The following is a 21,430-nucleotide window of genomic DNA, read 5'->3' on the forward strand; positions in this document are numbered from 1 at the left end:
ACCGATACCGTTCGAGGGAGTTCGTCATGGCCGTCCTGCTTCACCGGCTGGGCCACAGCGCCTACCGACACCGAAAGCTCGTCCTGGGGATATGGCTCTTCGTGCTGGCCGCGCTCATCACGTGCGTCGGTGTCTTCGGCGGCAAGCTCGACGACCGCTTCTCGGTGCCGGGCACCGAATCGCAGCGTGCGTTGGACAGCCTGAGCAAGACCCTTCCGGAAGCCTCGGGTGCGAGCGCCCAGATCGTCTTCACCGCGCCCGAGGGCCGCCAGGTCACCGAAGCCCCCTACACGGCGGCCATCGCCGAGGCGGTGGCGGAAGCCGAGCAGGCGCCCCAGGTCGGCGAGGTCGTCGACCCGCAGGCCTCCGGCGCCGTCTCGGCCGACCGGACCACGGCGATCGTCCAGGTCCAGTACCCCGTGCAGATCGCGGAGGTCCGTACGTCATCGGTGGACGCGATCGAGGACGCGGCCCGGGCGGCCGAGACCGACGGGCTGCGGACATCGGTGGGCGGTTCCGTCTTCAGCAGCAAGGGTGTTCACGTCGGTCCGTCGGAGATCATCGGCGTGGCCGTGGCACTGCTCGTCCTCGTCGTCACGTTCGGTTCGCTGCTGGCCGCCGGCATGGCACTGCTGCCCGCGCTGATCGGCGTGGCAGTCGGTCTGGCCGGGCTGCTCGCTCTCGCGCCCGCGGTCAGCATCTCCTCCACGGCCGTCACGCTCGCCCTGATGCTGGGCCTGGCCGTCGGCATCGACTACGTCCTGTTCATCCTCTCGCGCCACCGACAGCAACTGGCCCGCGGAACCGATCCGAAGGAATCCGTCGCGCTGGCCGTCGGCACGGCCGGCAGCGCCGTGGTCTTCGCCGGCGTCACCGTGATCATCGCGCTCGCCGCGCTGAGCATCATCGGCATCCCGTTTCTGACGACGATGGGTCTCGGTGCCGCCGGCGCCGTCCTGATCGCCGTACTGGCCGCGATCACCCTGGTCCCCGCCGTCGCGGGATTCGCCGGCTCGCGGCTCGCCCCCAAGTCCGGCAGCCGCGCCGGCCGGCGGGCCGCCGACGCCGAGGGAGCCACCGATGCCGATGGGTCCGCCGACACGGAGGGGGCCACCGGCCGCGCCACCATGGGCACCCGCTGGACGAAATGGGTCATCGCCAAGCCGCTGCTGACCGTGCTCGCCGTCGTGGGCATCCTGGTGACCCTCACGCTGCCCGCCATGGACCTGCGCCTGGCCCTTCCCGACAACGGCTCCGCGCCACACGCCTCCACCGAGCGCAAGGCCTACGACACGATCAGCGACAAGTTCGGTCCCGGCTTCAACGGCCCACTGCTCGTACTCGTCGAGACCAACAACGGTACGGCTGCCACGAGTTCACAGGCCGGCGCTCAGGTGGCCCAGAAGCTGGGGACCCTCAAGGACGTCAAGGCCGTCCTGCCGCCCCAGCCCACCAGCGACCCGACGCAGAGCGTCATCACCGTCCTCCCCGCCTCCGGCCCCGACAGCGTCCGCACCGACCAACTTGTCCGCGAGATCCGCAAGGCCGCGCCCGACATCCGTGACACCACGGGCGCCTCTGTCGCCGTCACCGGCACCACCGCCGTCAACATCGACGTCTCCAACCGCCTCAGCGACTCCCTGCTGCCCTTCGTCGCCATCGTCGTCGGCCTCAGCCTGCTCCTGCTGATGATCGTCTTCCGGTCGCTGGTCATCCCCGTCAAGGCAGCCGTCGGCTTTCTGCTCTCGGTGGGCGCCTCGCTCGGTCTGGTCGTCGCCGTCTTCCAGTGGGGCTGGCTGGCCGACGTCCTCGACGTGCCCCACAGCGGTCCGGTCGTCAGCTTCCTGCCGATCATCCTGATCGGCGTGCTGTTCGGACTGGCCATGGACTACGAGGTGTTCCTCGTGTCCGGGATGCGCGAGGAATGGGCCCACACCGGCCGGGCCCGCCAGTCGGTCGTCGACGGCGCACGGCACAGCGTTCGGGTTGTCACCGCGGCCGCCCTGATCATGTTCACCGTCTTCGCCGGGTTCTTCCCCCTGGACGACTCCCTCATCAAACCCATCGCGTTCGCCCTGGCCGTCGGCGTGGCCATCGACGCCTTCGCCGTCCGCATGACGCTCGTACCGGCGGTACTCGCCCTCGCGGGGCGGGGTGCCTGGTGGCTGCCGGCCTGGCTGGACCGGATCCTGCCCGACCTGGACGTCGAGGGGAGCAGCCTCCGGAAGGCGGCACCGGCGGACCGCAAGGAACCTGAGCCCGTCTCCTGAGCGGTGACTCCCTGCCGGGAACGGCGGCCGGGAGGCCCGCCCGCCGGACCCGGTGCGGCCGCTCCTACGCGATATTCAGGGCGACGAGTGAGACAGGCCCCGTAGCCGCCCCGAGGACCCGCAGCGCCACGTAGCGAGCCGTGCGGTCGGTGCGCAGGACGCCGTGCGCCGACAGGTGCGCCGCGCCACCGTACGTACGGCCGTCCAGGCTGAACTCGGCCTGGGATGCCGGGGTATGGCCCCCTCGCCACTGGGTCCGGATCTCGGTGATGTGCTGTTCGGAACCCAGGTCGACGACCATGCGACCGTCGGGACCGGGCTTCCACGCGGTGCCCGGGTCGCCGTCGACCGCGGCCCCGGGGTCCGTCATGCCCGGCGGCAACGGCGCGGTCGGGAAGGTGGTGCGGCCGAGTGCCAGGTCGGCGAGGGGGTATTCCGTGGCTCGCGGCACGGTGACGGTGGTCGTGCGGCCCGTACGGACCGTGACGTCGAGGCTCCTGCCCTGTGCCGAGACGGTGAGGCGGCAGGAGGGGCCGGTGAGGCGTACGGTGCGGCCGTCGAGTACCTCGGCGCGGAGCCCGGCGGGAATGCGGGCGCCGGAGAGGACGATGCGTACAGGCGCCAGGGCGGCAGCGGTGGCGGGCAGTTCGGCGCGGAAGGCCGTGCCCGAATCGGTGACGGTCTGGACGCCTTGGTAGAGGCGGATTCCCTCGGCACGCGAACCCGGGATCGTCACCGTGGTGGTCACGGGCTCCGAGGAGAGGTTGAACAGGCTCAGGTGGTGGTCGGTGACGGCTGCCCGCACCTGTGCGGATTCCGCCGACGGGGCCTGGCGGGCGGCCGCGGTACGCAGTTCCTCGGTCGTCGCGCCGGGGAGCGCCTCGACCAGCGTGCTCTCGGCCGGTCCGTCGGAGAGGACGACCGTGTCGCCGTACACCGAGAGCGGGTTGGCGCCGCCTCGTACCAGGAGCCCCGCGCGGCCGTCGATGTCCAGCCAGCCGCCGCGGCTGGTGAGGTCCGGTCGCGGCCAGGCGCCCAGATCGGTCCACTGCTGCCCGTCGGCCGATCCCTGCATCCGGTACGCACGGCCCGCCGCGGCCTCCCAGCGAAGCGTCACCCGGTCCACCTCCCGGGACGCTCCCAGGTCGACCGCGATCCAGCTGTCCGCCCGTGGACGGTCCGCGCGCGACACCGCCCAGCGGCTGGTGGGGACACCGTCGACGGCGAGCGCGGGCTCCTTGCCCGGGTCGAAGGAGGAGGCGGAGGCGGTCGCCCCGGCCTCGCGCGCCAGGTCGGGGCCCGAGGCTCCGTCACATATCTCGAAGGCGTACAGCGAATAGCCGTACGACGGGTCGGGACGTACACCGAGCATGCGCAGATGACGGAACCGGCCGCGGGGAAAGGTGAGTTCGTCGACGCGCGGGCCGGCGGACGTGGTGGCACCGCTCCCGGCGACGACCGTCGTGCTCCCTTCGGCCACCCGATAGGTGCGGCTCCCGCTCAGCCCCGGCATCCCTGGCATGGCCAGGTTGTGCACCTCCAAGTGGCCCTCGCCGTACGCCGTCCCGGAGGTCGCGTACACGACGGCGCCGGACGGCAACGTGGTGAACCCCGCGAACCCGCTGTCGAGCGTGAGCATGCTCGCGCTGCCGTCGAACCCGTCCCGCGGCAGGGAGTACGTGACGACCGAACGCTCGGTGACCCCGGCGCCGGTGCTCGGCAGGAACATCGGTGTCGTACCGCTGAGTGCGAACAGCCAGTCGTCATGGGCCGGTTGCCAGGCGAACTTCACGAAGCCGGGCTTGCTGACCACGCCGGACCACGCGCCCGGTGACTGATGGGAGACGAGGCCGGGACCCGGGCCGTGGTCGGTGACGCCGCTCGCCTCCTCGAAGAGCTCGCGCTGTGACAGGGGGCGCACCGGTGCCTGCCCCGACCGGGCCCGCCACTCGTGCAGCAGGTAGCTGATGGCCAGTTCGGCTCGGGCCTCCGGCTCGTACTTGGACTCGCCCGAGAACTTCGCGAGGCGGTACTGCGGCGGGTACTCCTGATACGCCTCCAGCCGCTCGGCCAGGGCCAGTTCGCAGCGGGCCGCCGCACGGTCGCCGACGACCTGGGCCAGGAAGGCGAGCGGAATGACGTCCCGGCCGTAGAGGTGCTCGCGATCGGCGACCATCGGCATCAGGGGCTCTCCGGCGTCGCTCATCACACCGAGCAGGGTGCGCCACAACGGCCCGGCGTTCGGCTGCGCCGTGAGCACCTCGGGCAGGTCGCGGCCCGCGGCGAGGAAGTGGGCGCTGTTGCGTCCCGAAGTACGCCAGAGTTCTTCCTGGTAGTGCGGGCCGAACGAGCCGTGGTTCTCGACGATGAACGTGTCATAGAGGTTCTGAGCGGTGTTCGCGCTGACGGCGACGCCGTCCACGCGGGCCGGGTTGGCGAGGTCGGCGGCAGGCAGGCCGGCCTCGTTGCGGCTCCACCTGCCGAACGCGGCGCGCCATGCCTCGTACCGCGGATCATCGCTCGCCCAGGCCAGCCCGGGGGCCAGTGACTGGGTGTAGACCCCCATCTCCTCCAGCTTGGTGTCGCCCTCGAACCCCCCGCTCAGGCCGTGCGGGGTCCAGCCACCGGAGTCGGGATCGTCGCCCGTGCCCAACTGCGCGGTGAACTGCGCCTGTTCGTGGGCGATGGTGTCGACGTTCCGGCGCGTCGCCTCATCGAGGTCGTCCCACAGCAGGCGGGCCGCGAGTACGAAGTACGACTGGAAGGTGGTGTCCCAGAACAGTTTCCGCCCCCACTGGGTGCCGCCGGCCAGCCGGTTGGAGGCCGCGAAGTGCTTCACGGTGGCGAGGGTCCTGGCGTGCAGGGTGTCCTTGTCGACTCCGGCACGCTCGGCGTCGTACGCGCCACGGGTCAGCAGGACGGCGTTGCCGAGTACGACGGCGAAGCCGAAGTCCTTGTCGGTGTAGTGGCCTTGGGCCGGGTCCCACTGCTGTTCCGACCAGCGGGTGTGCGAGAGCAGGACGCGGTGGTACGTGTCGGAGACGGGGTCCGCTCCTGGGGCGGCCGTGGTTGTCGCGGCGGAGGCCCGGCCCGCGCCGAAGGTGAACGGGAAGGCGGTCGCGGTGCTGGAAGCGCCGAGTAGCAGCATGGCTTGACGGCGGGTGAACCCCACGGCGTGCTGCGACATCGGCGACATCGACGCGACCTTTCGACAACGTTGTCAGGGTGTGCGGTCATTCTGTGGTCGCCCCCTGCGCACGTCAAGACTCCTGGAGCCCCTCGCGAATATCGGCGGATCGCGTCCGACTCCCGGCCTGCGCGCACCTCCGGTCCAGGCAAGTAACTCCTGCAGCACCGTTGACCGGCCGGACGAACGGCACCTACGTTTTCCGGAGGTGAAAGCGCTTGCCATGGCCCGCCGTTCATCCCGCACGGTCCGACAGCCGTGTCCCCCACCACGCCATCCGCCCGCCCATGGAGAGACCCTCCCGATGATGCGCACACCGCGCCTCCCTTCCCGCGATGGCAACGTTGCCATCGCTGGTGACCGGCGACGACCGCCGACGGCGACCCACGGGCTCCCGGCCGACCGTCCCGCACGCTCCGCCGGGGAGGGCTCCCGCTCCTGACCTCCGACAACGATGTCCAAGTCACGCCCAGGAGGCACCGGAATGACACGACCCAGCATCCGCCGGAGGCGAGGCACCCTCGGCGCCGCCGCAGGCGCCGCGCTCGCCCTGCTCCTCGCGGGCCTCACCGGATGCTCCAGCGCCGACGGGCCGAGCACCGAAGCGGGCGGGAGAGTGACGCTCACCTTCACCTGGTGGGGCAACGAGGACCGCGCGCAACGCACCAACGACGCCGTGGACCTCTTCGAGGAGAGGCACCCGGGCGTCACGGTGCGCACCTCCTTCGCCGGCTACGAGGCGTATGTGCAGAAGCTCGCCACACAGGCGGCGGGTGGCGACCTTCCCGATGTGGCACAGCTCGACTACCGGCAGATCTCCCAGTACGCGGGCAGCGGCACACTCCTGGACCTCGGCCCCTACGTCAGGAACCACACGCTGCGGACCGCCGGCTTAGACGAGGGCCTGACCCGGACCGGCGTCTACGAGGGCCGGCAGTACGCCCTCCCGATGGGCAAGGGATCGACCGGAATCGTCTACGACTCCGCGGTCTTCGAGAAGGCCGGAGTCGCGGCGCCCCGGCCCGGCTGGACCTGGGACGACTGGGCCGAGGCGGGCAAGAAGGTCAGCGCGCTCGGGATGAAGGGCCCCAACGGGCACGCCTACACCGGCCTCTCCGACATCGGCGTGAACGAGGACGCCTTCGAGACCTGGCTGCGCGGCAAGGGCAAGGAGCTCTACGCCTCCCAGCACCAACTCGGCTTCACCGCCGACGACCTGACCGAGTTCTGGACCTTCACCGACAAGCTGCGCCGCCAGGGCATCGTCTCGCAGGCCAAGGACACCGCCCAGATCGGCGGCGCCGTCGAGGACACCCCGATGGGCCGGGGGCTGGCGGCGACCGACTTCAACTGGGACGCCCCCTTCCTCGGCTATCCGCCGCTGCTCGGCGAGAACGTCCACCTCGCGCCCGTACCCACCACCGACGGCAGGGTGGGCCAGTACTTCAAGCCGACCATGCTCATCGGCGTGGGCGCGGGATCCCAACATCCCAAGGAGGCCGCCGAGTTGATCGACTTCTTGCTCAACGACCCCGACGCGGGCACGATCCTCGGCGTCACCCGCTCCACACCGCCCAACCAGCAGATCGCCGCGGCGATCGGCAAGGGCCTCACCGGCGCGGAGAAGGAGGTCTTCGACTACGGGCGGAAGATCGCCGCTTACGGCACGGAAGCGCCGCCCATGGCACCACCGCGCGGGGACGTCGTCCTCCAGGTCGCCTTCACCCGCACCTACCAGCGGGTCGTCTACGAGATGCAGAGCCCGCGGACGGCCGCCGAGGACTTCGTGGCCGAGGCGAAGAGGGAGCTGCGATGACCGCCACGGCCGCCAGGCCCCGTACCGCACCCGCCTCCGCGACACCCCGGGAACGCCGTGGGCGCGGTGAACGACAGGGTCCCGCCTACGTGTTCCTCTCCCCGTGGATCCTCGGGGTCGTCCTCCTGACGCTCGCGCCGATGGCCGTGTCCCTGTACCTGTCGTTCACCGACTACAACCTCTTCGACGCCCCCAAGTGGGTGGGGCTGCGCAACTACACCGACATGTTCACCGCGGACCCGCGCTACTGGCGGTCGGTGGGCACCACGCTCCTGTATGTCGTGGTCGCCGTACCGCTCAAACTGGCCCTCGCGCTGGGCGTCGCGCTGCTGCTCAGCAGAACGCGCGGGGCGAAGGGGTTCTACCGCTCGGCCTTCTACGCCCCCTCACTGCTCGGTGCGAGTATGTCGATCGCGCTGGTGTGGCGCGCGCTCTACAACGACGGCGGCACCGTGGACGAATTGCTGTCCTCCATGGGCATCCACACCGGCGGCTGGGTGTCCGACCCCCACCTCGCGGTGTTCGTCGTCGCCCTGCTCTCCGCCTGGCAGTTCGGCGCCCCGATGGTCATCTTCCTGGCCGGGCTGCAGCAGATCCCGGCCGACCTGTACGAGGCCGCGGCACTCGACGGCGCGGGACAGTGGCGGCGGTTCGTGTCCGTGACGCTGCCGATGCTGTCCCCGGTGCTCTTCTTCAACCTGGTCCTGGAGACCATCCAGTCCTTCCAGGTCTTCACCCCCGCTTTCGCGATCAGCGGCGGCAAGGGCGGCCCGGCCGACTCGACCAACTTCTACACGCTCTACCTCTACGAACGCGGCTTCACCGCCTCGCACATGGGCTACGCCTCCGCCATGGCATGGGTCCTGCTCCTGGCCATCGGCGCGGTCACGCTCATCCTCTTCAAGACCTCGCGCTCTTGGGTCTTCTACGCCAACGAGGGGGCCTGATGGCCACGACCGCGCCCGTCCTCACCAGCAAGCACGGCCGAACTCGCACCGCGACCGTCGCGAAGCACATCGGACTGCTGGCCGCGCTGCTCGTCCTGCTCTACCCGCTGGCCTGGCTGCTCGCCACGTCGCTGAAACCGGCGGACGAGGTCCTCACCAGCCTCAAGCTGCTGCCGAGCCACCTCGTGTGGGCGAACTACACCACCGCCCTGGACGGTGTCAGCGGAGTCACCGTGACCCGGCTCCTGACCAATTCTCTTCTGATCAGCCTGGGTTCGGTCATCGGGAACGTCGTGTCCTGCTCGCTGGCCGCCTATGCCTTCGCCCGGCTGCGCTTCCGCATGCGGGGTCCGATGTTCGGCTTCATGATCGCGACGATGATGCTGCCGCACCACGCCGTGCTGATCCCGCAGTACATCATCTTCAACAAGCTCGGCATGGTGGACAGCTACTGGCCGCTGATCCTGCCCAAGTTCCTTGCCACGGAGGCGTTCTTCGTCTTCCTCATCGTCCAGTTCATGCGCGGCCTGCCCCGCGAACTGGACGAGGCCGCCCGCATCGACGGATGCGGACCGTTCCGGATCTTCTGGTCGGTGGTCCTGCCGCTCACCCGGCCCGCGCTGATCACCACCGCGATCTTCACCTTCATCTGGACCTGGAACGACTTCTTCACCCAGCTGATCTACCTCTTCGACCCGGAGAAGTTCACGATCACACTGGCCCTGCGCAACTTCGTCGACCAGTCCAGCACTTCCGCGTACGGCCCGATGTTCGCGATGTCGGTGATCTCGATCGTGCCGATCGTGCTGTTCTTCTTCGCCTTCCAGCGCTATCTGGTGCAGGGCATGGCGACCTCCGGACTGAAGGGTTGAGCCGTGCGTCCCTTCGTCTCCGAACGCCGGGAGCCGGGCGAGCTGTTCGGGCCTCGCTTCACCCTCTTCGCCGACATGCTCGCCGTCGGCCTGGCCGCGACACTCGCCTCCCTGCCACTCGTCACAGCTCCGACGGCACTGGCCGCGGCCTGCGCCCTCCTGCGGCGCGCGATCCGCGAGGACCGTCCGGTGACACTGGGGGAGTACGCCGCCGAGCTCCGCGCCCACGGACTCCTCCGTTCCCTGCTGGCCGGCGTGACGGTCTTCGCGGCTCTGGCCCTGGTCGTCCTCGACCTCACGCTCGCCGGGGCGGGCCTGCCGGGCGCCCGCCCGGTGGCCTGGGCACTGACCGCTCTCGCGGCAGCAGGGCTCGTCCTCGCTCTGCGCGCCGCCGCGGATCCGGAGGCGGCGCGCGGCTGGCGTCCGGCCCTGCACCGGGCCGTGACACGCTCCGTCGCCGATCCGGCGGGCTGCGTCCTGGTCGCGGCGGCCGTCGGTCTGTGCGCCGCCTTCCTGTGGATGCTGCCGCTGCTCGCCCCGCTCCTGCCGGGGCCGCTGGCCTTCGCCATCACGGCGGTTGAACTCCGCACCGAGCCTCCCTCCTCCGAAGGGTGATCTCCGCATGTCTCCTGTGAGCCGCCGTCTCTTCCTCGGCGCGGCCTCGGCCGCCTTCCTCGCGGCCGGAACCGGATCGGCCGCCGCGGTGTCGGACACCATCCGGCACAGATCCAGGGACTGGACCTTCGAGAACGACTCCCTGCGTGCCACCGTGACCTACCGGAACGGCGGAATCCACCTCACGCGAATCCTGAACAAGCGGGCGGGAAACGACTACTTGAGCGCCCCCTCGCTGCTCTTCGCCCACGAACTCGACGGCACCGACACCGTCCGCGCGGACGACGGAGGCTGGCGCCTGGGAGCCACGACCAGGGAACTCATCGCCGTACGCACGAAGGAGAGATCCTGGCGGGTAGGGGAGCGCGTCCGCATCCCCCTGAGCAGGACCGTGCCCCGCCCCTTCCGCGTCACCCTGGTCTTCGAGATCTACGACGGCGACGCGGGCCTGCGCTACTTCACCCTCGTACGCAACGAGGACACGTCCCGCGAACTCACCCTCACCCGCTCCACCGTGATCGAACTACGGCTGCCGGACGAGCCGCACACCCTCCACTACGTCCCGAACATGAAGTGGTTCAGCACCCGCGGCCCGCTGAGCACCGAACCCGTCGGAAGGTCCTGGCCGAAGAAGGCCCTCACCGTGTACGACACCGGGCACGGCTGGAGCGTGAGCCCCGAGCTCAACTGGAAGACGCAGCGCGGCAACGGCAACCACCCGACCGACTACATGCTGCCGCCCTTCGCGGGCATCAACGCCTGGCACGAGCAGGACACCGTCTCCGTGGACACGCACCCCGAATCGCTTCAGCTGACGCTGCTGCCCGGGGAGGAGTTCGAGTACCTCGCGGTGAACCTGACCGTGTTCAAGGGGGATGTCGTCGACGGCAAGATGGCCGACGAACTGCACTTCCGCAAGCGTTTCAAGTACCACCACACCACGACGCTCTTCCATCAGAACGACTGGGACTACCGCGGCGGCCCGGGCCACGAACTGCCCGCCGGTTACTACTACGACACGGTCATCCCGCAGACCAGGCGGGCCGGCCTCGACATGGTGATGCTCGACGACTACTGGAACACCACGCGCGACTCCATCGAACCCAGCGACTCGATGAAGAAGTCCATCACCAGCCTGGCCACGCTCTCGAAGACCCTCAAGGACAACGGACTCGGCTTCGGTCTGTGGTTCTGCCTGACGGGGGACGGCCACCTCAAGGGCCGCGACCTCGCCGACCCGGCCCAACTCGCTTATAAGAGAGGCCAGATCGAGACGCTGCTCAACGACTACGGCGTCACCCAGCACATGATCGACCTCACCGAGTACTGGCAGAACGAGCAGACGACCGCCTACTCCCGCGCGGGCGACAACGTCTACCGCAAGGCCGTCCTCACCAGGACGATGCTCAACGACCTGGTGACGAAGAACCCTCAGTACCTGCCCAAGCTCACCAGCGAACTCGACATCGCCCCCACCCAGGGCGACCGCAACAACGGCCTGCTGCACATCGCGTACAACGGCTGGAACACCTCCAACGGAGGTGTCACCGGAGAGGACCTGTCGCTGCGCACGGCGCTCACCGCGTTCGGGCACCTGCCGATGGGGGCGACGTACATGAACGGCGGCAGGATGACAGGCCGCATGGAGGACTACTACTCCTACATGGCCGTCCGCGCGGTCAAGTTCGGCCAGGACCCCGGCGACGCGGCGAAGTGGCCCGAGGCGGCCGTGAAGCTGATGGGCGTCTTCAACGCCTGGCGCAGACGGCCCGAGATCACCACTCTGACGGACGGCCAGTTCCTGCCGGTGTACCTGGGGTTGGGCTGGGACACGACGGAGTGGGACAGCGGCAAGGGCCCGTACGTGTGGATGTGGGCCGACGACCGGCGCGGTACCGCGCTCCTCATCGCGACCGCGGCCGGAACACCGCAGACCGCTGTCGACGCGAAGGTGCGCTGGCTGGACGACCGTACGACCTACGCCGTCACCGACATCACGATCGATGACGACGGCAGCCAAGCCCACGCCGCGAAGGGGGAGTTCACCGGCGAGCGGCTGCGCACCGAGGGACTGCCGATCGACCTGTCCGAGAACACCTCGAAGGGCAAGGCGTTCTGGCTGGAGGCGGTGGTGCGGTGAGGGGGGCGGGTCTCTCCCCGCTGACGACCTCCCGACGTCAGCGGGGAGTTGACCTGCCGAGTCAGCCCCGGGCCACCGCTATGGCTCCCGCGAGCCTCTCGCCCGCCTCGTAGATCATGTACGGGACGCCGCCGTCGGTGCCGAAGGTCGGTGCCGCGGAGCGGCCGTTCTCCGGAGCCGTGCTGCGGGAGTTGTAGAAGACGCCGAGGTGGCTGCGCTTGCTGAAGTCGTTGCCGACCTCGGTGATCATGATGTCGCCGCCGCTCTCCTTGTCCTTGTTGTAGACGACGTAGGTGCTGCCGTTGCGGTAGAGAAGGTGCGGGCCGCCCACGTTGACGGCGCCGACGTCCCCGTGCCGGACCAGCGGCGTCTGGTCGTAGGTCCAGGTGCGGCCGTCGGCGGACCAACCCCAGTGGATGTCACGGTGGTTGGTGGTGTTGTTCAGCATGAAGACCATCACGTAGCGGGCGCCGCGCGAGGGCAGGTCGTGGCGGAAGACCCGGGCGTACGACGTCTCGTTGGTGCCTGCCGGGAGCATGGATGCCGACAGGACGACCTTGTCGTACGTGAAGTGGATCCCGTCGGCCGAGCGGGCGAGGCGGGTCGTGGTGTTCTCGCCGTGGAAGTACAGCCAGAACTCCTTGGCGTCCTCGTTCCACAGCACATGGGGGGACGAGACATGGCTGACGGAGTAGTGCGGCGACCAGTTGTTGCGGACGATCGGGTTCGACGGGTACTCCGTGAACGGCCCTTCCAGCGAGTTGCCGTACGCCAGGCAGATCCCACCGGGCGCGTCGTGCGGCGCGTAGTACAGGTAGTAGCGGCCGAGCGGGGAGCTCAGCTTGTCGTAGACGCCTCTGATGCAGGGGAAGATGATCTCGCCGGTGGGGTTGTACTTCAGCTGAGACGGCGTCAGAAGCGTGCGGACGTAAGTGTAGTCGGGGAATCCGCCGGGTGCCGCGGCCGCGGGCTGGGCGCCCAGGGCCGTCCCGACGGTGAGGGCGGCTCCGGTGGCGGCGGTGGCTCGCAGGAAGAGACGCCGGTCGAGGTGCTGCTCGTGCATGGTGGTCTCCAATGCCAGAAGGTGTGCGGCTCAGAGGTAGGTGGCGGCGGTGACGCACAGGCCGCCGAGGGCGACCGCCCAGACGTACGGCAGGGTGCGCACCATGACCTGCTGGGGAGTGACGCCCGCGTACTGGGCGCTCCACACGGTCTGTGTGCTGGTGGGGTCGGCGACGCCGAACACCTGGTTGTACGAGGTGGCCATGCCGAGGACGGCGGCCGCGGGATAGATGCCGGTGGCGATGAGGACGCCGGCGATGCCCGCGCCGAGCCCGAACACGTTGAGGGGGCCGCGGTAGAGGCACAGCGGGACGAGGAGCGTGAAGACGAGGACGAACAGCACGGGGTTGTGCGGGCTGACGGACTTGACGAGCGGTTCGAGTGCGTCGACGGCGCCGGGCAGTTTCACCGCCGCGAGCAGGATGCCGATGGAGATGAACAGGACGAGCGGCGGGGCGGCCACCTCGAAGCCGCCGTACAGGGTGCGCAGCAGCCGCTTGTTCATCCCGCCGGGCCGGGTCGTGGTGACCAGTGCGTACAGGACTCCCGCCAACAGCGAGGGAATGATGGCGAGTTCGAAGCCCAGGGCGAGAACGAGCGGGACGGCGGGGGCGAGCAGCGCGTACCAGGGTGCGTCGCCAAGCTCCTCGCGCCGTGAACGAGGCTTCGTGTCCACGGACTTGAGCGACCAGGCGTGCTCGGTGCCACGCCGTCGTGTCTCGACGAGGACGAACGCGAGGGCGGCGACGAGTGCGAACGGGAAGAGCTTCACCATGAAGCCGCGCACGGTCGGGATCGGCAGTTCCAGCGCGGTGGAGAAGAACTGCCACAGCGGCAGCTCGAAGGGGATGCCCACGGCGATGCCCATCAGCACCGTGCCCGCGGCGGTCACCTTGGGCACGCCGACGGCGATCATGGCGGGGATGCCGATGATGCCGGCGAGCATGGCGGCGGGTGCCGAGCCGGTCACCGTTCCGACGAGCGCGGACACGGCGAGGACACCGAGGGCCACGACGGTCGGGCGGTCACCGCCGAACTCGACGATCTTGCGGACGAGTGTGCCCGCGATGCCGGTCTCGTCGAGGAGCTTGCCCAGCCAGGAGCCCAGAATGATCGCGATCATGGTGGCGGCCAGGGTCGGCGCGCCCTCCTGGAGGACGGTGTCCAGCACGCTGTCCTTGCCGGTGAAGGGTGCCCCGGCGAGAAAGGCGATGCAGACGGCGAGCAGGGCAAGCGCGAAGGCGGTGGGCAGTCTGCGAGTGAGCATCAGGGCGACGCCGGCCGCCATGACGAGAAGGATGACGACACCCATGGGTCACTTCTCTCTTCCGGGCCGGGTGAGCGCCGCACGGAGCGCGGCGGTGAGGAGCAGGGGGCTGCGGCCGAGTCCGCAGACGGTTCGGGCGTAGGCGTGCGCGGCGACCTCCTCCGCGCCGGCGACATGACCGGTCACGCGGTGGCGTCCGAGGCGCAGCACGGTGTGGCCGAGGGCCTGCTTGAGCGCGGCCTTCGCCGGGCCGTGGTGGAAGTGGGCGTGCACGGCCTCATGGGCGAGCGCGGCCGCGCGCACCGAGCCCGGCGGGTACCAGCCGCGCCAGCCGCGGGCGTCGACCAACTCCTCGGCGAGGGCGAGCGTGTCGGTGTAGAGCTCGACCGTCGGAGGCCGTGACGTGTAGCGGGCCAGCAGCATCCGCTCCAGACCGCCGCCCCGCTCGACCACGCGTGCCGTGGACGTGACGGCGGCGAGTCGGGACCCGAACTCGTCGGCCTTACGGGCCCATTGGTGCAGCAGTTCGCGGTCGCGGCCCTCGTGGGTGGGCGTGGCGGCCAGCAGCCGTACGGCCCATTCGATGTCGTCGACGGACGCAGGATCCATCAACGCCCGGTCCTGGTTGGTGAGTTCAGTGGCCGTCATGACCGCACCTCCAGGACCGCGACCACCGGCTCGTCGGCCGCGCGGGCCCGCAACTCGCTGCGGGCCAATGCCAGCAGCGGCTGGGGATCGAGGACGCCGGACAGGTCGGCGATGCGGGAGCCGAGGAGCAGCCGCAGGGCGGGAGCGCGTACGCCGCCGTCGCCGTACGAGGTGGACTCGCCCACCAGCCGGGCGAGCACCTCGGGGGCGCCGGCCACGGTGGTGGTCTCCACGCGGGCGTCGGCGGCGTGGTGGCGTACGACGCCGTCCACGTCGACGATGCGTATGGGGCGGCGGGTCGCCCGCAGGCGGCGGCGTGCCTCGGTGCCGTAGACGGTGTGGGCGGCGGTGCCCGCGAGGACCTGGACGGCTGCGGGGTCGGTCTTGAGGCTGGCCGCCGCGGCATGGAGCCGTTCGGTGTCGTCGGCTCGGTGGGACCGGTCCTGGGTGCGCAGTTCGGTGGCTCCGGTCGCCACCGCGCGCACGGTGTTGGTCTGCGGGTCCACGGTGATCTCGACCTCGACGCCTTCGGCGGCGGCACCCTGGGCGACGACGGCCCGCTCCGCCTCGGCGCGGATGGCGAGGATCTGTTCCTGGGTGGCGCCGGGCACGATCCGCTCGACCTGTTCCCGTACGAGCGCGAGGGCGACGCCGATGGGGCTGATGACCTCGTTGTGGCGGGCGATCCTGCTCTCCATGCCGCTGGTGTGAGCCAGCTGCGGGGTGACGGCTGCGGCACCGCCGCCTCCGCCGACGAGAATCGCCGTGTCCTTGTCGAGGCGGTAGTCGCGGATCATGGCGTCCGCCACCGCCTTCACCTGGGCTATGCCCGCGTCGAGGATCCGCGCGGCCGCGGTCGCGACATCGGTGCCGAGATGGGCGGCCAGCGGCGCGATCGCGGCACGCGCGCTCTCGGGGTCGCAGCGGGCGAAGTCGCCCTCGGGGACGCGGCCGAGGGCGTTGGCGGCGCAGGTCATCGTGACGGCGAACCGCCCGCCCGCCGCGTCGATCACCGCGTAGTCGGCGGGGTCGCCGTCCATCGGCCGGACGGTGTCCACCTTGGCGTCGCGCAGCTGGTCGGGGGAGGCGAAGCAGGCGTACGGCAGCCCCGCGATGTGGGCGCTGCGCGGTCCGACGCCCGTCACCCGGCCTTCGCCGATCCGCACCATGGAGCCGCCGCCGACGCCGACGGTGCGCACGTCGAGGGCGCTCAGGTACGAGGTCTTGCCGAGGATGGTGGCGTGCCGGACGGCGACCTTGCCGCGACGTACGACGCTGATGTCGGTCGAGGTGCCTCCGGTCTCCAGGAACACGCCCTCGCTCACCCGCTCCTGCATCAGGGCGCCCGCGACTCCGGCGGCCGGTCCCGAAAGGACCGTCAGGAGCGGTCGGCGGCGCATCTCGCCGAGCGCCATCACACCGCCGTCGCAGCGCATCACCATCAGGGGCGCGGTCACTCCGGCCTTGGTGATGGAGGCGTCGACGAGGTCGGCGGTGGCCAGCATGCGGGGCAGGATCGCCGCGTTGACGACGGCGGTGCGGGTGCGCTTGTGCAGCCCGTACAGCGAGGTGATCTCGTGCGCGGCGGTCATCGGCAGCCCGTACGGCCGTGCCGCGTCCAGTACGGCCTGCTCGCCCTCGGGCCGGTCGACGCTGAACGGCTGGCTGGCGACGAGGACTTGAGCGCCTTCGCCCTTCAACTCCTCGACGGAGCGGCGGACGGCTGCCGTGTCCTGAGGGTCGGCGACATGTGCGTAGCCCAGCGGAAGCTTTTTGCCGGGGGCGAGTTCGAGCTTGCCGAACGCGGCGAGGCGGCGGGTGAGCACCGCTGCGGGGCCGGTCCCGATGCCGATCAGTCCGACGGTCGCCACATCGCCCTCCAAGAGGGCGTTGGTAGCCTGGGTCGTGCCGTGCGCCAGGAAGGCGACATCGGCCGGGGCGCAGCCGGTCTGCTCAAGCAGCCGGTCGAGCGCCTCGACGATGCCGTGTGCGACGCCGTCCTCGTGATGGTGGCTGGTGGGGACCTTGACCTGCCCCAGTAGTTCGAGCGTCGCGGCATCTACGGCCACGGCGTCGGTGAAGGTTCCGCCCACGTCGATGCCGACGCGGATGCGGTGTGTGTTCATGTCCGGGCACCTCCTTGTGCTGGATCGGTTCGCGCGGGCGGTCACCGGGCGGGGCGGGTGGAGCCGCCCCGCCCGAACTCCCGTCCACGCGTGGTGTGTTCAGTAGCCGCGTACGTCCGGCCAGTGGCGTTGCACTCCGTCGCGGTCGAGCAGCCGCGCGAACTCCTCGAACCGCTTTTCCTCGGCCTGCACCTGGTGCGGCTCCACGTCCTCGGTGACGCAGTGCGCGGCCAGCGCGCCGGCGACCTCGCCGACGTTCCACTCCACCGGGTGGAGCCGGTAGCAGCCGTTGGTGATGTGCGTGGTGCCGATGTTCTTGCCGGCGGGCAGCAGGTTGCGCACCCGGCGCGGCACGAGCGCGCCGAGCGGGATCTCGAACGGCACGGACCCGATGTCGATGTAGCCGTCGCCGCCGGTCGAGGGATGCAGGTCGATGCGGTAGCTGCCGACACCCACCGAGTCGCGGTGACGCGTGCCGCCGTACGGGCCGACCAGGTCGATCGCCACGTCGTGCTCGGTGACCGTGGTGACCGCCTTGATACGGCGGGACTCGCGGACGTAGGCCGCCTTGGCCAGACCGTCCGCCGTGCCGGTCACGTCCGGGCGGATCCGCAGCCCCGGGAAGCCGGTGCCGCCGTCCGCGCGCGGCGCCTCGGTCTGCAGCCAGTACAGCAGCGACAGCGACAACTGCCTTGCCTCACGCAGCGCTTCGGCCTCCTGGCCGATGTACGGCTTGAGCCAGTAGTCGTTGAGCGGCCAGTTGACGAGCGTGATGTCGGAATCGAAGGCGCCCGGGGAGTGCAGCTTGCGGGCGAGGATGCGACGGAAGCCCCACAGCTCCTTGTCGCCGGCATCGGCACTCTGATCGGCCGAGACGCCGAGCGGATCGAGATCCGGATTCGGTACGAAGGTCCGCGGCACCGGCTCCAGCGTGCGTGGGTCGGGCGCCTCGAATCCGAGCAACGGGCCCGGCCAGAAAGAGGGTTGGTAGGTGCGCCAGAAACCGTAGTCCTGCGGCCGATCGATCGTGTGGTCCTCGCCCTCGTGGTGGGAGAGCGCGAAGCAGACCGTGATGCCCTGCTGGTTGAGAGGCTGAGCCTCGTCCGGGGCGTGCGGTTCGTCGAACTCGGCGCGTGCCTCGGCCCCGTTCGCGTGCTCGACGCCCGCGAGATGGAGGAGCTCGCCCGTCTCGGTGGCGTCCAGGACGTAACGCGCGGCGAGGGTGCGATGCGTCCCGTCGCGCAGGTCCTTCAGGGTCACCGACCGTACGACATCGTTGTCGGACTCGGCGGAGACCGGCCGGTGTTCGGTGAGTACGGTCAGTCGTCCCGCCGCGCGGTGGGGCGCGAGCATGCCCTCCAGGACGGCGAGGGCGACCCTCGGCTCGTGGCAGAGCTTGCTGACGCGGCCCGCTCCCGGGTTGAGGTCGGCGAGCGCCAAGGCCTCGGCCCGCAGCGGGTACCAGTGGCGGTAGTACCTCCGGATCTCCTCACGCAGCCGCCGGTACGAGGCGGTCGTACCGAACCGCTCCACCCACGGATGCTCGTCGGGCGGTACGGCCTGGCTGGTGAGCTGGCCGCCGATCCAGTCCGTCTCCTCGGTGAGCACGACGCTGCGTCCTGCCCGGCAGGCGGCGAGTGCGGCGGCCACGCCGCCCAGACCGCCGCCCACGACGAGGATGTCGGCTTCGGGTATCACGCTTCTCCTAGCTGCTGGTTCGGGTTCTTGGGGGCTTCGTATGGACCGTGCTCAGGAACGGGCACGCGGCGGTCCGGTCGTCGGGCCCGGGCGGAAGACACAGCCGACGAGCGGTTCCCGTGCCTCCTCGCCCGCGACGAGCGCGGCCAGCAGACGTACGGCCGCGGCGCCCAACTGCGGCCGGGGGATGTCGAATCCGGTGGGTTCGGGTTCACCCGCCAGGTCGGCGGGCGGGCTGCCGAGCAGGGCGAGGGACACATCCCCGGGACAGTCCAGGCCCGCCCCGCGCACGGCGGAGAGCAGGCCTCGCCAGGCCGCCCCGGTGTCGGTCTCCTCCGCGACGAAGGCCGTCACCCCTTCATCGGCCCAGGCGCGCAGCCGTTCGGGCGTGAGCTCCCGCTGCGGATCCGCCGACCGGAAGACGGTCGCGGGCCCGGCGGGCAGGCCAGCTGCCTCCAGCCCTTCCAGGAAGCCACGTTGACGGTCCGTCGAGGCGGGCGCGTCGTCGTCCTCGCGGACGAGCACGATCCGCTGATGCCCCAACTCGGCCAGATGGCCCACGACTTCACGCGTGGCCTCGACATAGTCCGCGCCCACCCATGCAACGCCCTCCAACTCCTCGCGGCGGCCCAGGTGTACGACCGGGAAGCCGTCCTCGACCAGCCGCTTCAGCTCCGCCCGGGGCGTGTGCCGACCGAGGAAGAGACAGCCGTCGGCGAGCCGGACCCGGCTCAGGGCTTCGGGACCCGCGGCCCCCGCGCCGCCGGTGCTCGACCCGGTGAACAGCACCAGGTCGTAGCCGAGCGCCGCCGCCTCCCGCTCCACACCGACCAGGAAGGGGTAGTACGAGTGCTGCACATCGGTCGGGAAGGTGGCGGTGAAGCTGAAGACGCCGAGGAGGTTGTTGCGGGCGGCGGCCAGCCGGCGGGCGGCCGGATCGGGGACGTAACCGAGGCTGCGGGCCGCCTCCAGGACCCGTTGGCGGGTCTCCTCGGAGATGACGGGTCCCTTGCCGTCGGGCCTGGCCGAAAGCACCAGGGACACGGTCGCCTGGGACACCCCCGCGAGCCGGGCCACCTCGGCCTGCCGTGGCCTTGACGTACGCCCGGCCGGAGCGGGTGTACGTCCGGGCCGCTTCCTCGGTTCCACAGTGATCTCTCTCCTCCGGGCAGGGTTCGGCTCTGTCGGCGGCGCTGTTAATGCGTATTACCTAATGCGCATTAACGAGAGACTGTGCACTTCCCCGCCCGGCGGGTCAAGGGTTGGGACAGGGTGGATCAGTCGGTGAGGCCCAGCGCCCCCGCTGCCTGGATCGCCAGCCAGACCTCGGCCAGGGCCCCCGTCGAGGTCAGGTCACGGTCGGCAAGAGCGCCGAAGCGGCGCAGCCGGTAGGCGAGGGTGTTCGGATGGATGTGGAGCGCCGCCGCAGCCGTGTCGGTACGGCGGTTGCGCTCCATCCAGGTACGGGCGGAGACCAGCAACTGCGAGTCATGGGCCTCGTCGTAGCGCAGCACCCCGCCGAGCACGTGCTCGACGAGTGCCGTCAGGACAGCGGGGTCCTCGGGCAGCCACCGGCCCGTCGAGTCGTCGCCGTACCGGACGACCGGGCGGCCCGACTCCACGGCCTTGGAGACCGCCCAGAGCGCCTCGCGCTGGGCGACCTTCAGCGCGGCGCCCGGCGAGAAGGGGCGGCTCATCCCGGCCGCCACGGCCGGCAGCACACCGACGGCCACCGCCAGCTCCGGCGCCCCCAGGACGTAGCGGTCCTCGCCCCGGGTCAGCAGCAGATGGGGATGGTCCTCCAGGGAGCGCAGCAGCGCCTCGTCGGTGGTGTGGCGCACCACGAGGAGCACGGTGTCGCCCTCGATCGCGTGCCGGGCGAGCCGACGTCGCGCCGCCTCCGGGTCGAGCACCTCCTGCAGCAGTTCGGCCAGCGTCTCCGCGCCCTCGCGGCGCAGCGTCTCGCGCTCGTTGCGCACCATCGCCAGCCGCAGCGCCGCGACGGTGGCGATGTGCTGGGCGACGGCGAGCCCTCCGGGCTGGGCGCCCTGACGCTCGTACGCGACGAGAAAGCCCGCCGGGCCGCCGGGCGCGGGCACTGGGAGGACGAATCCGCCGGGGATCGTCGGGGGAGCGTCGATGGAGGCGGGCAGGACGGCGGGATCCGGCGCGGGAACGCCGGGCAGGAGCGGGCGGCCCTGCGGCGTGCAGAGGTAGACGTCGTAGCCGGACAGGTCTTCGAGGCGGCGCAGAAGTGTGGGTGTGTCGAGGTCCTCGGCGACCAGCCAGCGCAGCGAGCCGAAGACCTGGAGCTGCGCGCCCAGCCGGTGCCGGGCGTCCTCCTGGGCCGCGGCGGCGACTTCCTGGGCGACGGCGATGAACGGGACGGCGAGTGGCACTTCGAGGACCGGGAAGCCCCGCTCCTCCGCCGCCCGGAAGAACGCGTCGTGCAGTGGGGGCATGTGCAGCTGCGCGGAGAGCGCGAGAGCGGACACCCCGGCGTCGTCCAGCAGCTTCAGATAGGCGCACTGCCCGGCCGCGTCACGGGGGATCGCCAGGCCCGTCGTCATGATCACCTCGGCGCCCAGCAGCCAGGGCGTCGGGTCGGCGAGTTCGCTGGCGTGCGCCCAGGACACGGACCGGCCAAGACCGCCGCTGCCGGCCTTCACGGAGAGCTGGAGTGCCGGGAAGGAGAGCAGATCCTGGACAGTTAGTTTGTTGCTGGCCACAGAAGACAGCGTACTGCTCCGTGATGGGCACAATTGTCGCTGGTCCTCCGGGG

At 70.6% G+C, this 21,430-nt stretch carries 14 protein-coding genes; 6 read left to right on the plus strand and 8 right to left on the minus strand.

What is annotated here, in order from left to right:
- The first annotated feature begins 26 nt into the window (after positions 1-26).
- Positions 27-2,270 (plus strand): MMPL family transporter, encoded by a 2,244-nt coding sequence (locus OG219_RS38635; protein ID WP_266834614.1) that lies wholly within the window; start codon positions 27-29, stop codon positions 2,268-2,270.
- 64 nt (positions 2,271-2,334) lie between these two features.
- Here OG219_RS38635 and OG219_RS38640 read toward each other — a convergent pair whose 3' ends face one another.
- Positions 2,335-5,457 (minus strand): discoidin domain-containing protein, encoded by a 3,123-nt coding sequence (locus tag OG219_RS38640; protein WP_266834616.1) that lies wholly within the window; start codon positions 5,455-5,457, stop codon positions 2,335-2,337.
- 484 nt (positions 5,458-5,941) lie between these two features.
- Between OG219_RS38640 and OG219_RS38645 the strand changes: the two genes are divergently transcribed.
- Genes OG219_RS38645 through OG219_RS38665 form a run of 5 tightly spaced genes read left to right on the plus strand, consistent with a single transcriptional unit; the run spans position 5,942 to position 11,847 of the window.
- Positions 5,942-7,273 carry an ABC transporter substrate-binding protein gene (locus tag OG219_RS38645; RefSeq protein WP_266834618.1) on the plus strand — a complete coding sequence of 444 codons (1,332 nt, stop codon included), beginning with the start codon at positions 5,942-5,944 and terminating at the stop codon, positions 7,271-7,273.
- Entirely contained in the window at positions 7,270-8,220 is a 951-nt protein-coding gene (locus tag OG219_RS38650) for a carbohydrate ABC transporter permease (protein ID WP_266834620.1), read from the plus strand. The genes OG219_RS38645 and OG219_RS38650 overlap by 4 nt, the downstream gene beginning before the upstream one ends.
- Positions 8,220-9,092 carry a carbohydrate ABC transporter permease gene (locus tag OG219_RS38655; RefSeq protein ID WP_266834622.1) on the plus strand — a complete coding sequence of 291 codons (873 nt, stop codon included), beginning with the start codon at positions 8,220-8,222 and terminating at the stop codon, positions 9,090-9,092. Before OG219_RS38650 ends, OG219_RS38655 begins: the two co-directional genes overlap by 1 nt.
- Before the next feature lie 3 nt (positions 9,093-9,095).
- Positions 9,096-9,707, plus strand: a complete 612-nt coding sequence (locus tag OG219_RS38660) for a hypothetical protein (RefSeq protein ID WP_323183323.1) — start codon at positions 9,096-9,098, stop codon at positions 9,705-9,707.
- 7 nt (positions 9,708-9,714) lie between these two features.
- Complete coding sequence (locus OG219_RS38665; protein WP_266834624.1) at positions 9,715-11,847, plus strand: hypothetical protein; 2,133 nt, start codon at positions 9,715-9,717, stop codon at positions 11,845-11,847.
- A gap of 61 nt (positions 11,848-11,908) precedes the next feature.
- On the opposite strand, the gene OG219_RS38670 is transcribed toward OG219_RS38665, so the two are convergent.
- From OG219_RS38670 to OG219_RS38700, 7 genes are all read right to left on the minus strand, one after another.
- Positions 11,909-12,910 (minus strand): hypothetical protein, encoded by a 1,002-nt coding sequence (locus OG219_RS38670; protein WP_266834626.1) that lies wholly within the window; start codon positions 12,908-12,910, stop codon positions 11,909-11,911.
- Positions 12,911-12,940: 30 nt separating this feature from the next.
- Complete coding sequence (locus OG219_RS38675; protein WP_266834627.1) at positions 12,941-14,221, minus strand: TRAP transporter large permease subunit; 1,281 nt, start codon at positions 14,219-14,221, stop codon at positions 12,941-12,943.
- Between the two features lie 3 nt (positions 14,222-14,224).
- Entirely contained in the window at positions 14,225-14,824 is a 600-nt protein-coding gene (locus tag OG219_RS38680) for a hypothetical protein (protein ID WP_266834628.1), read from the minus strand.
- Positions 14,821-16,950: a hydantoinase/oxoprolinase family protein gene (locus OG219_RS38685; RefSeq protein ID WP_266834630.1), complete on the minus strand. Its 2,130-nt coding sequence runs from the start codon at positions 16,948-16,950 to the stop codon at positions 14,821-14,823. The genes OG219_RS38680 and OG219_RS38685 overlap by 4 nt, the downstream gene beginning before the upstream one ends.
- Before the next feature lie 99 nt (positions 16,951-17,049).
- Positions 17,050-18,648 (minus strand): FAD-dependent oxidoreductase, encoded by a 1,599-nt coding sequence (locus OG219_RS38690; protein WP_266834632.1) that lies wholly within the window; start codon positions 18,646-18,648, stop codon positions 17,050-17,052.
- Between the two features lie 51 nt (positions 18,649-18,699).
- Positions 18,700-19,797 (minus strand): LacI family DNA-binding transcriptional regulator, encoded by a 1,098-nt coding sequence (locus OG219_RS38695; protein WP_266834634.1) that lies wholly within the window; start codon positions 19,795-19,797, stop codon positions 18,700-18,702.
- 128 nt (positions 19,798-19,925) lie between these two features.
- Entirely contained in the window at positions 19,926-21,377 is a 1,452-nt protein-coding gene (locus OG219_RS38700) for a PucR family transcriptional regulator (protein WP_266834636.1), read from the minus strand.
- Positions 21,378-21,430 lie beyond the last annotated feature (53 nt).

It is taken from the genome of Streptomyces sp. NBC_00038 (assembly GCF_026343635.1).
GTDB lineage: Bacteria > Actinomycetota > Actinomycetes > Streptomycetales > Streptomycetaceae > Streptomyces.